Here is a 15,068-nt window from a genome sequence, read left to right as displayed (position 1 = left end):
TCACCTCATCGAACTAATTTATCCAGTGCCATTTTCCCTGAATATGCTTTCGAAATATATTCCGGCATAATTTTTTCTAAATGATCTTTTATTTCTTTTTCATGCCCTACAAGCCATCTGAAATGCTTTGTCAATTCATCTGGTTCTTGTAACGATTGCACTGGTAAAACGTAGTTTTCTTCATTGCCAAATAAATCTCTCGCAATGCCACGCGATTTAACTGAGTATCCTAATACCAGTGTGGGCACACAAGAAGAATATGCAGCAATAGTAGCATGCGTTCTTGCACCAACAAAAAATCGACAACGTGCAATATATCCTTTCAGTTCCATGCAGTTATGATCTCCAATTAGCATGATTCTATCATTATCTTTAAATTCATCATAGAGTTGCGCAAGCACTTCCAAATCATTATTACCATCACATACCACATGTGGGATCAGTGCAACTCCACAATCTGTATGATCAAGAATTTCTTGAATAAGCATTCTATATGCCATATAAACAGTATTTGAATCTTTTCCATTCTGAAGAATCAATGGACTAGCATTTATTCCAACCATGTTTCTTTCTAACCAATTATCTGGTAGAGATAACAACTTCTTAGGAAGTGTAAATGCCGGATCTGCAACCTTTACAGTGTTAATATTAATTGTTTTTAATGCATTATAAGAAATTGACTCTCTTGCTGTAATCAAATCAAATTCTTTTAAATCTGCTACAATTTCTGGATTTTTAAGCAGTTTTGGTTCAACACTACATCCCCAAAGAACTAACTTGGCACCTTTTTTCTTTATATTTCTATTGACCGCTGCCAAAACATCTGTTCCTGGGTAGCAATAATTATCTCCACCTATCGAAAGAAAAATTTCTTTGGATATAATATTTTTAAGCAACTCTTTCCTTTGAATTTTGACAGCTAAATCTATTTTTCCACTAATTTTTGTCTGGGCTGCAGAAATAAACCATTTCAAACTCTTCTTGGGATATACCGTTACCGTATCTCTCTTTATATCGCATATTGTATCTAATCCATATTTCAAGTCTTTATCCGCATTTAATGAGTATAGTCTACTTTTTTCATTTAATATGCTTACGGTAGAACGAACAATAGCTTCACATCCATGATTATCGCTTCCCGCATGAAGATATAAATTAATCATTTGATCTCTCTCTGTTCTTTTTAGTGCACGTTCAACAAAACGCCTTGATTTTACTGGATTTGATGAACAGTTAATAAGTTACATATATCTCCAAAATAGAGTTTTCTGGATATGAAGTGACTTCATGGAGTCCATTTCTGATAATTTTAGATACAAGAACTAAAACATCTTTGCTTCTTTTTATGAAGGCCTTCCTGTTCCCCACCTTCACCTACAGTAACTAACCTCTCATGTCTACTAGAATCACCGCCATCTGACGGATCCTAAATTTCTTCGTTCTCCTTATCCATAGTTGTGTGCTGCTCATGCTCCTTTAGCAGGGTCGTTGCCCTATAAAAAATGTCAATGCAGCTACTGGCTCTACTTTTTCTCATATTTTTTGCATTCCTGTTTCACAGCACCATTGATGGCGGACGCTTTCCTGTTTACAGTACTTCTTGCTCAAGCGGCTATAAAGTTGCCTTCCTGATGGATATCTGACATCATTTTCGCATAAAATACACGGATCAATTTACCGCTGACAGCAACCTTTTCCTGTCACCGTTTCAACGGATTCTTTACACAGATTACATAATGATCATAAATTCCACGGAACTCCTTGTTTCTTGCAAGCAACGATACCATTACCTGATACCAGATCTTTCTGTGTTTTCTTCTCCCGCGTTTGCTAATCCGGGTTCTCCCTTTATGCTGGATCTGTTTCGGTGAATCAAAACGTCTGATATCACCCACCTCAGCTATGAATCCTGCTATTGTGATGCTTCCTACTCTTTTAATGGCGAATAACTTCTCCACATACGATACTCTTCGGATTATTTCCTCAAGTACTTTTTTGATGGCTTCCAACTGCGAAGTCCATAATCGCTGCTCTTCAAGCAGCATATACAATTCACTTTTTGTTTCAATTTTTCCGTTAAGTCCAACACTGTTGTGCGCAACTTCAACCAGGGCTTTGCTCTATCTTTTTCTTCTAATTAACGCACCTAACGTATGTATTGAAATCAATGCTCTAATCATTACAACTGGAGCTCCTATACACTCAGCAATGACTTTAGTGCTATATTTACCTATCAAATCGCATGAAAAAGTATAATACATTTTAATTCTTTTTATTAGAGAAAAATTCATAAAAAGTGCTTTTTCTTTTAACCAAAGTCCATACCCTCTTGGATTATTCAAAAAAAGTGAATTACCCGCCTTGGTTAGTCCATCACTTCGATATTCATATATCCAAACTATATCATTGTAGAATCGCATCTTATATCCATCATTAGCCATTCTGTTATATATTACTGCTTCAGTCATAAATTTTTCTCCGGAATACTCTGGATATCTATATTTTTTATGAATCTCCGTAAAAAAAGCCAACGCTCTCTCTCCGTCAATATTCCGGTATCGATCCAGCAATGTCCCATCATAATAATCTGTTTCAAACAATGTGTTCGGTGTAAAATTGGAACTCATACCAAGATTTCCGGCTACACCACAGTATTTTTCATCTTTTGGTAATGACTTTTCCCATGCAATTATTTTCTTCAACGCATCATCTGTCAAATAATCATCTGAATCAACAACAAAAAACAATTTTCCCTTTGCAAGATCCAATGCGAAATTAATTGCTCTACATTTTCCACCATTCTTTTTTTTGTAATAACGAATAGGAAATTTACTTTCGTTGTTCATCCATGTTCTAAATAGCTCCTCTGTTTCATCCACAGATCCATCATCCACAACCAGCCATTCAAAATTATGAATTTCCTGTCTTTGCAATGACTCGTATAATCGATTAATAATATAAGCACGATTATACGTCGGTGTAAATACAGTTATCTCTACATTCACAATCATCACTTCCTTATTTTTCTCAAAAGTCTCTGAACAAAATATAATAATCCATAATCCAACAAATCATACGCAATGAATGTATATACTTTATCTATTTTAGTTCCTCTCACACCATCAAAAAAAGAAATAAAGCGAGGATTTCTCAATATGGTTTTTATCTTCCAGATCACTTTTGTTCTACTAGATTTCTTTTTATCCGCCATAATATCAGCTTCTCTTTTTTTCCGTACTTCGTCATCTGCCCATGTATATGTATATAAATGTGTTGCATACTTACCATAATCTTTTAATCCGATTAACATAATACCATTTACTAACTGAGTTCTATCAGTTTTTTTCCACTCTGATAGTTGTTTTTCAATAACCACAGTATCACGAGTAACATTTGTCCCCGAAGGATACTCATATCCTTCATATGCCTCCATTATTGCTTTAATTAACCAATTTCCCTTTTCTGCGCCAAAGCCAAGCCCCGTACTTATATATCTCACATCATCAGACGCCATCCAACAGCTATTTTTCAACAATTCATCAATCCCGTTATGCAATAATACATCCGTGTCAAGATATACTCCTCCCTGGTTATACACAATGTACAGTCTGACATAATCTGACACAAAAGCCCATTTCTTATCTTCATACGCTGCTTTCACATATGGATTACAATTTATATCAAAATTGCTCTCATTCCACTCGATAAGCTGATAATCAGGACAATATTTTTTCCAACTATCAATACACTGTTTTATAAGATTTGATTTGGGATTTCCCCCAAACCAGCAATAATGAATTATTTTTGGTATCAACTTTTTCCTTCCTATTGTCTAAAAATGATAGTTTAAAAAATATTGATAAATACTTTCACTACCATCAATTGTTCTTAATCTATACGTTTCTCTCCAAGATAATTTATATAATACAGTATCAGATTTGATAACTTGTTCAAAATTTTCGCTACCAATTGCCTGATTCATTGCAGCCTGTAAATCATCTCTATGCAAATTGTTATTTGGCACTTTCTTCAGGAACATAGATATTGCCGGAATTTCACATCTTGCTACTTCTATCAAATAATCAAAAAACAAATAATCAACTGCTGCTTGCTCTTGTGACCAGTATTCTTCAAATGCTTCTTTTATAAATCGATAGAAAACATTTCCTCTCCATCCCCCTAATACAAACGTTGTCCATCTCATTTGTGACAAATAACCACAAGAGGTCGGATTACTTTTACAAGTAAAAAAAGGCAACTCGAAATATGATTCTGGCAAAGAAGATGCACAAAATATTGTAGAATCTAACCATAAGCCACCGTACTTTTCAAGCAACGAAACACGTATGTAATCCGATAAATGTGCTATTCCCATTTGTCCATTTTTTACTTTGTGCATCATATAATCAGGTATGTCTATATAAACCGAATATGAATTTTGGTCAATAACATGTACTGGATGAGAACCAGTTTGTTTTCTAATACTTTTTATACACTGCTTTACTAAATCAGGTGCCATTTCTACACCAGTCCACCAACAAACCCATACAGGTGCATTTTCTTCAAACACGCCTATATCATCAATGTTTTTATATTTTTGGATCAAGTCACTCAATTGTCTTTCCAAATAATTTAATATCCATTTATCTTTTTTTTCGTGTGCTATATTTGAAAGTTTATTCAAGTGAACTCGTCCACAAAGTTCATCCATAACTCTTAATAGCGCATACAATATCGAAAAGGCACAATCTGATTTAAAATTATTAATAAGCAATAAAACTCGTCTTTTTATTCTTGACGTTAACGTTTTCATTTTAATTTATTCCTTTTTAATGACATTAACTGACTCAATAATCCAATACATACACGACTGCCAACTATACTGATACTTTCTTTTAAAGAGTATTGTTTTAACTCAGAACAATTAAATCTTATGCTATGTCTACTAGACTTAATTCTATTCTTGCACTCTCTTTTTTCTTTATCATTTAGCTTGAAGGTTTCTTGATAAAAATATATACATGCTATGCAAAACCTCATTTTGTCGATTTTATATAATTTGGGATACAGGTCTTTGAAATATGCAATTCTCTCCAAATATGCATCCAACGCATCTAGATGTTTATAAGATATAGAGTTCATAATGCTACCTTTACGTTGAAAGTAATAGTATAATTTCTCATCTACATAAGCCAGTTTATTGGTTTTTGCCATAATTCTATACGTGAAAAATTCATCTTCGTGATAACGTCCAGTTTCGAATTGCTCACCAATCAGCATATTTTTATGATATAGTTTATTCCATGCAACAGCTCTAAATGTTTCACCATTAATCAACGTTTCTAATGCTTCCTCGGTTGAATATATCTTTACCGATAGTTTGTTTATCTTCTCATCCTGTTTTTCAGTATATACCTGGCAAATATCACATGCTGCGATATCCACTTTATAATCTTTTATTGTTATGTATAAATGTTCTATAAATTTTGTATGAATCCAATCATCACTATCCAAAAATGCAATATATTCACCTTTAGCAACCTTTAAGCCTGCATTTCTTGCTGAGGATAATCCTCCATTCGTTTTATGTATCACATGGATTCTATTATCCCTTTCGCTCCATTTGTCACATATATGGGGACATCCATCCAGTGATCCATCATCTACTAATATGATTTCCAAATATTTGTACGTCTGTCGAACAAGTGATTCAATGCACCTATTTAAATATGATTCTACATTGTAGACAGGAACTATAACACTGATCAGGTCTTTCATCCTTATCTCCTTATTCTATCTTATACTTCTTATCCAAGCCGGTAATTTTGGCATATAACGTATGAAACCAACAATAACTATCCGGAAATAAAACGACCCATCCTGCCCTTATCTTTACTGATTTACTCATATAAGAGTTTGATAAAATCAACTTTAATTTTGTTCTTAATTCATTACGAATTTCTTTTCGGAAAGGTCTGATTAGCTCCCCTTGTTTCTTAACTGATAAGATAGATATAGCAATTAACTGCCTTGTCAGTCTTTCCTCAACAACTTCTTTGACTTCTGGAATATCCTTTGAATCTTGTTGAATTATTCTCATCACACGCACAGGATCTTTTAATTTATGCTCATTTAGTATTGATGTAGCAGCTGAATCTTTACGTAGAATATAATGATATGGACAAAAATCTTCATACACTGCTGAATCTGCAGCTTTAAATAGCCAATAATTCATTAATACATCTTCATTTATTCTTATATCCATTGGCATAACATTTTCATATAATAAAGTATAAAACAATTTCTTATGATAAAGTTTGTTCCACAAACCAGGCTCAATGAATGAACCTGACAACAGATCTTTTAAACCAGCTATTTTATCCTGCTGCACAATTCGCCCTGTATTATAGTAATACTCTACGCGACCTGGAAAGACCATTTGATATCCACAATGTGAAATATCAGCGTCATACTTTATCGCATTATCCAGCAGTTTCTCAAACATTTCTGGTTCAATATAATCATCTCCATCCACAAATCCCAGATATTCACCTGATGCTTTTTTTATTCCATCAATTCTTGCACTAGTTACCCCACCATTCTCTTTATGGATTGGAATAATACGCTGATCTATTGATGCATATTGATCAATTATTATTCCTGTACCATCTGTCGAACCATCGTCTACAATTATTATTTCTATCCTCTTATGCGTCTGCGCAAGGATGCTATCCAAACAACGACCAATATGTGATTCAATGTTGTACGCAGGTACTATAATTGATATTAAAACACTGCTCATCAGTCAATATACCCTATTTTACCTTTCAGCTCTTCGTTCTGTTTCATTCTCATTTCCATAGAAACATTTTTTCTTAAAGTATATTCCTCTCCATAACACTTACTGTTTTTCATTCGTTTTTTTTCTTTTCCTAAATACTCATCCAATGAACAAATAATCTTGGCTGGTGAACCTACTACTACTGAATTGTCCGTAATATCATGTGTAACTGTGCTATGAGCACCAATTATCACATTATTTCCGATAGTTACACTAGGCAAAATAACCGTGTCCGCACCTACAAATACATTATTTCCAACCTTCACCCCACCTATTTTAGTGTAACCGATAAACTGTTTTGTACTTGCATCATGGCAAAGCACATGTACTCTAGGTGCCATTGTCACATTATTACCAATTTCAATTAACCAACAATGTGCTGGATCAAGAATGACATCATTCAGACGAGTAAAATTTTCACCTACTCTCATTCCCATTTTTATAAGCTTTTCCGTTGTATATTCACCACGTATTCGATATATTAACTCTTTTAGATAATTCACCTTATTCCTCCATTAGTCGAATCAACATATTTTGTACAGCATTTACTGTTTCTGCTGTGCTAAACGCTTTTCCGCGTTGAATTGACATATTTTTATAGTGCTTTAACAACTCTGGATTATCCATTAATTTTTTAATTCCCGAATACAAAGCTTCTTCATTATTCTCCACTATAACGCCAAACTCATCATTTTCACCAAGCATTTCTTTCATGCCTGACACATTCACCGTACATACTGGTGTTCCTACAATTAACGCTTCGGTTGTTGCAGTAGAAAAACCTTCTGCGTAACTAGCACATACAAACAAATCACAATTAGAAACGTATTTATATGGATTTGTTTGATATCCCAAAAAAGTAACTGCATTTGAAACACCATTCTCCTCACACAAATTTTCTAATTCCTTTTGTTGCCATCCAGTGCCTAAAATCAACAATTGTACGTCATATCCTTCTTCGAGCAAACGTCTTTGAATCCTAATCATTCGATCAAAACCTTTATTCGGAACAATTTTTCCTACGCCACACCAAAAAAAAGTGTTTTTTTTAAATAAGTCTTCTTCTATCCTTTCAGCAGCTTTCACAATGATTTTTTCAGATTCATTTGTGTTATATAATACATGCGTTTCACATTTTATCGGACAATATCTAATAAAAGCTTGTTTTACTTCCTCTGACACAAAAATCATTCTGTCTGACTTCTCGTAACACTTGTACGCCTCTTTAATGTCACGAAATGATTTTGCCAATTCTTCTTTATTATGATATGTACAATGAATCCAAGACACAATCTTCGTTTTGTTTTTAGGACAACCTGCTACAATTCTGGCCGAAGGCCCTTCTAAATACGAAATCACAATGTCATACTCATCCGATACAAGCCAACGGTAAAGTTGTTTTGGAGAAAGCAACTTCATATAATGTGAATTTCCACGAATCGCATGTCTAAATGCGTAACGATATTTAATTTTAGAATTCAAAAACTGTTTATTAACACCTTCATCAAACAAAGCAAGTACCGTAACATCAAATTTCAAATAATCCATATTGTTTACCAAGTTAATTAGTACTTTTTCTGCGCCACCAACCGATAAATCATGAATCACAAACAAAATTTTAATTTTGCTATGTCCGTCGTTACTCATAACCCTCTACTTCCTCTTTACTTTTATTTATATAATATGCACTCCCATATCCAACAGATCATACGCAAAAACTCATGGATATATTCCGCTTTGTCACTAAAATTTTTATATACTATTCAAAATATGCTGGATTTTTCAATCTCATTTTCCATTTCTATTTTTTTCTTACTGCCTTTAGCAAATCAAAACAAATGAATCACTTTAGATGTTTGTTTGTAAAGTTCAAAAATTTCATCCCGTTTTGATCTTATTTAAATACATTTGTAAACTTCCAATCAGAATTTTTAAATCTATATTTCAAACTATTTATTTTCACTCTAAAAAATTGATAATTGAATACTCTCCATATCGTACATACCCGCAATAAAACACTCGGATTAATATCCTTATCTATAAAGCAATTTGGTATAAGATAGTAATTATCAGAGTTTTTATTTTTTCTCAAATCCCTCATCTTTCTTTTCTGTAAATGAACATATGGAAACTCTCTTGTATGTAACTCACCATTAACTGAATATATTTGAAAAAGATGTCCCTTGGCTACTTCAAATATAGAATTTCTAATAAGATTCGATTTGTAGCATCGCTCATTAATATCAAAACTAACTGTTTCGAAAGATGTTTTATAAGGATTGATGTCTGCACCAATATTTTCTAGCATAATAGGACTATTAGTTTGCATATATATATCATTCACATTTCCAGGCAGCCATTCATCGAATCCACATCCTCGTTCTGTTACAAACACTTCTTTATATCTGATCTTTCCTTCAATTTTTCCCATGAAAATTCTATTATTTTTATATGAGTTTTTATATAAAGACAAGTGTCCAAGTGAAAACAGTTTATCATATTTTCTTAGCATATCCTCCGTGACAAACATATTTAGATTCCCAAATATTTGGTCTAAATCGCAATGTCCCCACCAATCGTAGTCCTGAATATAATCTTCAAATATCACTCCATATGCACATTTATAGTCACATAACTTTTGCGGTTTCGATAATGTAATTTCAAAATCAAACTTCGACTGAATCAATTTTTTGCACTCACCGAAATTCATTTTAATCAGATGCACATTACTAGGATAGTTATAAGTTGTATCATCATCTGAAAAAATCAGCCATTCAAAGCCATAATTAAGTTTGCATGAATCCAAAAACAATTGTATATACTCCGGCAATTTCCCAAAATATGCTATAATAATTGCAATTTTCATTTCTTTGTTTTCCTTTTTATTATAAAATATAATAACACACCTGGAACTACTGAAATTAAAGTAAAAAGCCTATTTGTTGAATGCCCTATGAAGTAATAATCTTTTGCTAATAAACTCTCTGCAACATAATGTATACATGCCTCTATCTTTAGCTTAAAACTAGGTGCATATTTCATCACATATCTACGTTCATTACAAAATCCCTTAGGATTACGTACATATTGATAAAACATATTTTTTGAACTTCCATCATTCATATATTCAACCACGCATACCGGCTTATTCATAATTAACACAGTGTAATCTCTCTCCAACAAATGTTGTTTATAATATAAACTATGGTATTTTTCACCTTCAAAAACTGGAATTGGCGGATATTTATTTATAACAGAAGTTACACCAATCAACTTTTTATCACCACTATTTCGAAAGACTTTTTTCTTTCCTCCACTATAATAAACTATATTTTTATATCCCCACCCCTTGAATTCCTTTAAATCGTTTGGAAAAGGTGTCCCTACTACATTACCATCTTCATATTGATCTAATGCATATATTGCACCAATATTCTCTCTCTTGTTTTTTTTCCAGAATGATAAGATATCTTCAATAGCAGTATCCGTTAAATAATCATCTGAATCAACATTCACAGAAAGCTCTGTATCTATGTTCGCATAAGCTGTATTATACGCTGTATGCATTCCTCCATTTTCTTTATAAATATATCGAATGTTAAACTCCGTTTTTTGTTTGATCCATTTTTCTACAAGTTCTTTTGTATTATCTGTTGACCCATCATCAACAATCAACCAATCAAATGCTTTGCAAGATTGTTTTTGCATACTTTCATAACATTTATTCAAGCAATACGCTCTATTATATGTAGGTGTAAAAACTGTAATTAAATTCATATTTTCTAATTCTTTCATTGTAACTTATTTAGTCTGTTTTTTATTCTTAATAAGAATACTAAGAGTTTATTTCCTCCTATATAATCTACCAATTGAAGCATTTGAACCTTTCGATTCTTTGACCATCTTAAAACATCCTTATTTTGGTTCAACCTTTTCATTATTCGATTGTATTCTTTTTTATTGGTAATAAAAGACATTGAATAGATGGCAGTTCCATACTGATATCCTATATATGGTTTTAAAATGTCTATTTTTCGAATCTTTTGTTCTTTTTCTAGCAAAGACAAACAAACTTCAATATTATCAATAAGCATATCCATCTTTTGCACTGTAATACTATTTGAAATTGAAGTTTTTCTTTGTCTGTAGCAAACAATCACATTTGCGATAAAATCGAATTTTTCCGCATATAACGCCAATCGCAAACACCAATCTATGTCTTCGGATGTAATTCCCAAATTAAAATATAGCTTCCCTTGATAAAATAATTCTCTTTTAATCACTTTATTCCAAGCACATGCAATCCATAAATCATGATCTACTTGATATTCCAGTGAATTCTTTTCCAGTTTGTCTAATGGCATATTAGTATCTTGTTTAAAATATGGTTTTTCAAATACATCATCACAAAATTTCATGTAATTAAAAGATAGTATGTCCGCATTACTTACGTTCAATCGAGAATATATTATATTTAACGCACTACTATCATGCCAATAATCATCGCTATCTAAAAATAATATGTATTCTCCTTTCGCATTTTCTATTCCAATATTTCTTGCGGCAGATAATCCTTTGTTTTTCTGATGAATGACCACTATTCTCTTATCTTGTTCAGCAAATTTATCACATATTGTACCACTTTCATCTGTTGAGCCATCATCAATCAAAATCACTTCATACTGTTTGAACTCCTGTTTTAAAACACTATCAATGCATTTAGCTAAATAAGCAGCAACATTATATACAGGTATAATAACAGTAAATTTGGGGCAATAATTCATAACTTTATCCCTCTCATCGCATTTCATCTTTCTTCACCAAGTAATTACAACCTGATACCAATAAAACGCTAAATACGCTACCACCATAAATAGTCCCATGATTTTAGATGATTTTTTAGTGAACATATGATCTATTTCCCATGGCAACAAAATATAATTATATAATGATGCATAAATTGGCAAACGACCAATAAAGATGCCACTTGTAAACATGGAAATAATATATAATCCGGTAGATACAATTGACATATTTGCACAAAAATTGATTACAGGATCATTTTCATAATGAATGTATTTCAGTCCAATAAGAGACAAAATCGTTGGTACAGAATACACTAAAACCCTAAATACATTAGTTCCATCATCTCCCCACAAGGTCCAGTCATTCACCATGTTTGCATACTGCGTTTCCTGCATCATATTATCCAGTATACTTGTAAACTGATTTACAAAAGTCACCGCCACTAATGCTGCACTTAAAAACAAAATCGTCCTTTTATTCCATGCTTTACCTTGCACAATTATCACAATAGGTATCATCACTAACGCTGATTGATGCATTGTAGACGCAAGTAAAATCATCAAAATAGTAGGAACCCACTTTTTTTCTAACATAAATTTTGTTGATGCAAAAATTATCGTTACTGCGGCAAACTGTCTTACACCGTTAAACATCCATGATAAGTAATCTGTTGACGCAATAAACAAAAAAATAGACAACAAATAATTCGTGGAATACTTTCTATAAATCGTAACAAGTATTATAGCTTGAATACTTGCTAACACACAGAAATATACTACATCATTACTTCCAAAGATGCATTTTATAATACCGCTTAATGCAGAAAAACCTTTATCCTTTGTTACAGATGGGATATAGTTTAAAAGACCAGATATTGTGTTGGGCAAGTTTCTAAACATTGTCTTATATGCATAGCTGTCCCCCATATCCCCTCTAAATGTTGCCATTATAACAACTGGACAAAAAGCAAACGCCGCAAATCCCCACGAAACCCTATACTCTTTTTTACCTAATATGTTTTCTACACGATATCCACCACTCATTACTGACTTCAAAAAAAACATTGCTGCAATCCACACCAATATAAAAATATATTGTGACATACAATTTCTCCTTTATAGTTTTAATTATACTATGCAATGCTAACGGGATAATTCGTCAATGTCATGTCATTCTCTCCAGTTCCCTTTTATAATCCAATCCCCTCACTCTTTTTCAAGTCCCTACTCTTTCCCAATTCCTCAAATATAAAACAGCTTATATGCACACGTCCAATCCCTCGCACTACTCCTCCCCAAAGAACCTGCATTTATAAGCTGCTCTCTATCATCCGTTTAGCTTTTCTCCAACTCCCATTTCCCTCGTAAGTTTCCGATCCGATTTGTCTTTGCCTGTTTTTACTCCAGGCTCCTCACCGTTCTCTCCACCACAGCTTCCTTCCGAAACTCTCTTTTCATCTTCTCTCTTCCTGCTTTACCCATTTTTTCCCGTTCTTCTCTGCTGCAATGCAGCATCTTTTTCATTGCCTGATACAGCATCTCTTTGTTTTTTACTTCAACCAGCAGACCGCTTTTTCCATTTTCTACGCTTTCCCGGCAGCCCGGGATATTGCTTGTGATAACAGGGCGGCCGGTTGCCGCTGCTTCCAGGAGGACGTTGCTCATGCCTTCATGATAGCTGGGAAGAACGACACAGTCTGCTTCTGCATAAAATGGGCGCGGGTCTGACTGAAAGCCGTAAAAATGGGCGATTCCAAGCTGTTCCAGTTCTTCTACCTGCTTTTTGTAGATATCTTCAAAGAATCCGGCCAGATCAAGGACAAAGTCTTCGTTTTCTTCTTTCAGCCGCCGAACGGCATAAAAGAGTTCTTCTATTCCTTTTTCTTTCATGATTCGTCCGAGATACAGAAAATGGACACGGCTGTGATTCGGGTAAGGTTCCATTTTGTATTTTTCCAGGTTAATTCCCGCACCGGGCAGAACAACCTGACGATCTGCCGATACGATGTTTCGTTCGCCAAATTCGCGGGCGTTTTCTTTATTTTCAAAAAAGACATATTTTACTTTTCGGAAAGCGATTCGATACAGTACCGTAACAAATCCGGCCAGTACTGGTTTTTGGAATGCAGTTCCAAGTCCCTGTACGTTGGCATAATAGGGAATCTTTTTGCAACTGCAGAGCAGACCCATATAGATATTTGGTTTAATGGAATATGTAAGCACAAAGTCCGGGCTGATTTTTTGCAGAAGCCGCTTATAGTCCCGCAACAGCTTTGCCTCGGCAAAAGGATTCACGCCACGTCGGTTCATGGATACGGGAATACACTCGATTCCCATTTTCCGAAAATCTTCTTCATGCCCGACAAATGGCATGGCAAGAATCACTTCATGCTCTTTCTGCAAGGCTTCCACCAATTCTTTGCGAAACTGCCAGAACATATACGAATGATTGGTTACAATTAGAATTCGTTTTTTCATTTTTCTTTCCTGTTTCGGTGTAATATTCCGCATTGTTTCATTACTAATTTCATTATTTTCTTTATAAATTATATCATCTTTCAATCAATATGCAATTACTTTTCTCATTATTTTCCAGCTTCTATGTAAAACGAGGCAGCATGCTTTCCTTCCCAAAAACATCCTGCCCGTTTCTTCCTATCTTTTGCTATCTTTGCTATTTTTTCTATCTTTTGCTGTCTTTTACTACTTTTTCTATCTTTTGCTGTTTTTCTATCTTTCTCTGTCTTTTTCTATCTTTTTTATCTTCTTCTATTTTCCAACCTTCACAACCTCTTTTGCACCCTTCATCTGCTGTTTTTCCAGTCTGCCTTCGTGAATTCCATCCTGCCGCAGTACGGCTCCTGCTGTTCTCCAGAGACATTCCAGATCCATTTTGAGCTGGATATGGTGCACATAATATCCATCCAGTTCAGCTTTTTGCCGGATCGGCAGCTCATCCCGTCCATGGATCTGTGCCCATCCGGTAAGACCCGGACGGACGCTGTTTGCGCCGTACTGCTCACGCTCCACAAGGAGGTCATACTGATTCCAGAGTGCCGGACGCGGGCCAACCAGCGCCATATCGCCCTTCAGGATATTAAAGAGCTGTGGCAGCTCATCGAGGGATGTTTTCCGGAGAAACCGTCCGACTCTTGTGATGAAAAGATCGGGATTATTCAGCATATGGGTCGGCATATCATGTGGGGTATCGATACGCATCGTGCGGAATTTATATATGTAAAAATACGTGCCGTTCTTTCCTGCCCGCTTCTGCCGGAAGAAAATCGGTCCCGGCGAATCGAGATGGATCGCTATGCCAAGCAAAATCAGCAACCACGACAGTGCTGCCGTTCCAACCAGTGCAAGCAGCCGGTCCAGCAGATTTTTCAGATACATTTGATAAATTCCAGATTCCCTCATGT

15 protein-coding genes are annotated in these 15,068 nt (G+C 34.4%); all 15 read right to left on the bottom strand.

Features of this window, described 5'->3' with window-relative positions; translation table 11 throughout:
* Positions 1-5: 5 nt before the first annotated feature.
* Positions 6-1,163 carry a polysaccharide pyruvyl transferase family protein gene (locus tag DWY63_RS10440; protein WP_117802049.1) on the bottom strand — a complete coding sequence of 386 codons (1,158 nt, stop codon included), beginning with the start codon at positions 1,161-1,163 and terminating at the stop codon, positions 6-8.
* Positions 1,164-1,700: 537 nt separating this feature from the next.
* A complete protein-coding gene (locus DWY63_RS10435; protein ID WP_117802048.1) occupies positions 1,701-2,045 on the bottom strand; it encodes a transposase in 345 nt (114 codons plus the stop codon).
* 75 nt (positions 2,046-2,120) lie between these two features.
* On the bottom strand, positions 2,121-3,005 hold the full coding sequence (locus tag DWY63_RS10430) for a glycosyltransferase family A protein (RefSeq protein WP_158568347.1): 885 nt from the start codon (positions 3,003-3,005) through the stop codon (positions 2,121-2,123).
* Positions 3,006-3,010: 5 nt separating this feature from the next.
* Complete coding sequence (locus DWY63_RS10425; RefSeq protein ID WP_117802046.1) at positions 3,011-3,814, bottom strand: glycosyltransferase family 32 protein; 804 nt, start codon at positions 3,812-3,814, stop codon at positions 3,011-3,013.
* An 18-nt stretch (positions 3,815-3,832) separates the two neighbouring features.
* Positions 3,833-4,813, bottom strand: a complete 981-nt coding sequence (locus DWY63_RS10420) for a capsular polysaccharide synthesis protein (RefSeq protein WP_117802045.1) — start codon at positions 4,811-4,813, stop codon at positions 3,833-3,835.
* Positions 4,810-5,778, bottom strand: coding sequence for a glycosyltransferase family 2 protein (locus DWY63_RS10415; protein ID WP_117802044.1), 969 nt, complete (start codon positions 5,776-5,778; stop codon positions 4,810-4,812). Before DWY63_RS10415 ends, DWY63_RS10420 begins: the two co-directional genes overlap by 4 nt.
* A gap of 10 nt (positions 5,779-5,788) precedes the next feature.
* On the bottom strand, positions 5,789-6,802 hold the full coding sequence (locus DWY63_RS10410; RefSeq protein ID WP_117802043.1) for a glycosyltransferase family 2 protein: 1,014 nt from the start codon (positions 6,800-6,802) through the stop codon (positions 5,789-5,791).
* A complete protein-coding gene (locus DWY63_RS10405) occupies positions 6,802-7,344 on the bottom strand; it encodes an acyltransferase (protein WP_117802042.1) in 543 nt (180 codons plus the stop codon). The genes DWY63_RS10410 and DWY63_RS10405 overlap by 1 nt, the downstream gene beginning before the upstream one ends.
* 1 nt (position 7,345) lies before the next feature.
* On the bottom strand, positions 7,346-8,488 hold the full coding sequence (locus DWY63_RS10400; protein WP_117802041.1) for a glycosyltransferase: 1,143 nt from the start codon (positions 8,486-8,488) through the stop codon (positions 7,346-7,348).
* Between the two features lie 247 nt (positions 8,489-8,735).
* A complete protein-coding gene (locus tag DWY63_RS10395; RefSeq protein WP_117802040.1) occupies positions 8,736-9,707 on the bottom strand; it encodes a DUF6625 family protein in 972 nt (323 codons plus the stop codon).
* Positions 9,704-10,636: a glycosyltransferase family 2 protein gene (locus DWY63_RS10390; RefSeq protein WP_117802039.1), complete on the bottom strand. Its 933-nt coding sequence runs from the start codon at positions 10,634-10,636 to the stop codon at positions 9,704-9,706. Before DWY63_RS10390 ends, DWY63_RS10395 begins: the two co-directional genes overlap by 4 nt.
* Positions 10,633-11,625: a glycosyltransferase family 2 protein gene (locus DWY63_RS10385; RefSeq protein ID WP_158568346.1), complete on the bottom strand. Its 993-nt coding sequence runs from the start codon at positions 11,623-11,625 to the stop codon at positions 10,633-10,635. The genes DWY63_RS10390 and DWY63_RS10385 overlap by 4 nt, the downstream gene beginning before the upstream one ends.
* Before the next feature lie 33 nt (positions 11,626-11,658).
* A complete protein-coding gene (locus DWY63_RS10380) occupies positions 11,659-12,750 on the bottom strand; it encodes an EpsG family protein (protein ID WP_117802037.1) in 1,092 nt (363 codons plus the stop codon).
* 294 nt (positions 12,751-13,044) lie between these two features.
* Positions 13,045-14,124, bottom strand: a complete 1,080-nt coding sequence (locus DWY63_RS10375; RefSeq protein WP_117509438.1) for a glycosyltransferase family 4 protein — start codon at positions 14,122-14,124, stop codon at positions 13,045-13,047.
* 291 nt (positions 14,125-14,415) lie between these two features.
* Positions 14,416-15,066 carry a sugar transferase gene (locus tag DWY63_RS10370; protein ID WP_227093694.1) on the bottom strand — a complete coding sequence of 217 codons (651 nt, stop codon included), beginning with the start codon at positions 15,064-15,066 and terminating at the stop codon, positions 14,416-14,418.
* Positions 15,067-15,068: the final 2 nt, after the last annotated feature.

It is taken from the genome of Blautia sp. AF26-2 (assembly GCF_003460955.1).
GTDB classification, from domain to species: Bacteria; Bacillota; Clostridia; order Lachnospirales; family Lachnospiraceae; genus Fusicatenibacter; species Fusicatenibacter saccharivorans.
The sequence above is the reverse complement of the archived record's forward strand: the minus strand, read 5'-3'. Positions and strand labels throughout refer to the sequence as shown.

What these genes read in the sequence shown, in the direction of transcription:
- DWY63_RS10440 (WP_117802049.1), bottom strand. Translation starts at nt 1,163, where the DNA reads ATGATTAATTTATATCTTCATGCGGGAAGCGATAATCATGGATGTGAA.
- DWY63_RS10410 (WP_117802043.1), bottom strand. Translation starts at nt 6,802, where the DNA reads ATGAGCAGTGTTTTAATATCAATTATAGTACCTGCGTACAACATTGAA.
- DWY63_RS10420 (WP_117802045.1), bottom strand. Translation starts at nt 4,813, where the DNA reads ATGAAAACGTTAACGTCAAGAATAAAAAGACGAGTTTTATTGCTTATT.
- DWY63_RS10390 (WP_117802039.1), bottom strand. Translation starts at nt 10,636, where the DNA reads ATGAAAGAATTAGAAAATATGAATTTAATTACAGTTTTTACACCTACA.
- DWY63_RS10380 (WP_117802037.1), bottom strand. Translation starts at nt 12,750, where the DNA reads ATGTCACAATATATTTTTATATTGGTGTGGATTGCAGCAATGTTTTTT.
- DWY63_RS10400 (WP_117802041.1), bottom strand. Translation starts at nt 8,488, where the DNA reads ATGAGTAACGACGGACATAGCAAAATTAAAATTTTGTTTGTGATTCAT.
- DWY63_RS10435 (WP_117802048.1), bottom strand. Translation starts at nt 2,045, where the DNA reads ATGCTGCTTGAAGAGCAGCGATTATGGACTTCGCAGTTGGAAGCCATC.
- DWY63_RS10415 (WP_117802044.1), bottom strand. Translation starts at nt 5,778, where the DNA reads ATGAAAGACCTGATCAGTGTTATAGTTCCTGTCTACAATGTAGAATCA.
- DWY63_RS10385 (WP_158568346.1), bottom strand. Translation starts at nt 11,625, where the DNA reads ATGAATTATTGCCCCAAATTTACTGTTATTATACCTGTATATAATGTT.
- DWY63_RS10375 (WP_117509438.1), bottom strand. Translation starts at nt 14,124, where the DNA reads ATGAAAAAACGAATTCTAATTGTAACCAATCATTCGTATATGTTCTGG.
- DWY63_RS10395 (WP_117802040.1), bottom strand. Translation starts at nt 9,707, where the DNA reads ATGAAAATTGCAATTATTATAGCATATTTTGGGAAATTGCCGGAGTAT.
- DWY63_RS10370 (WP_227093694.1), bottom strand. Translation starts at nt 15,066, where the DNA reads ATGAGGGAATCTGGAATTTATCAAATGTATCTGAAAAATCTGCTGGAC.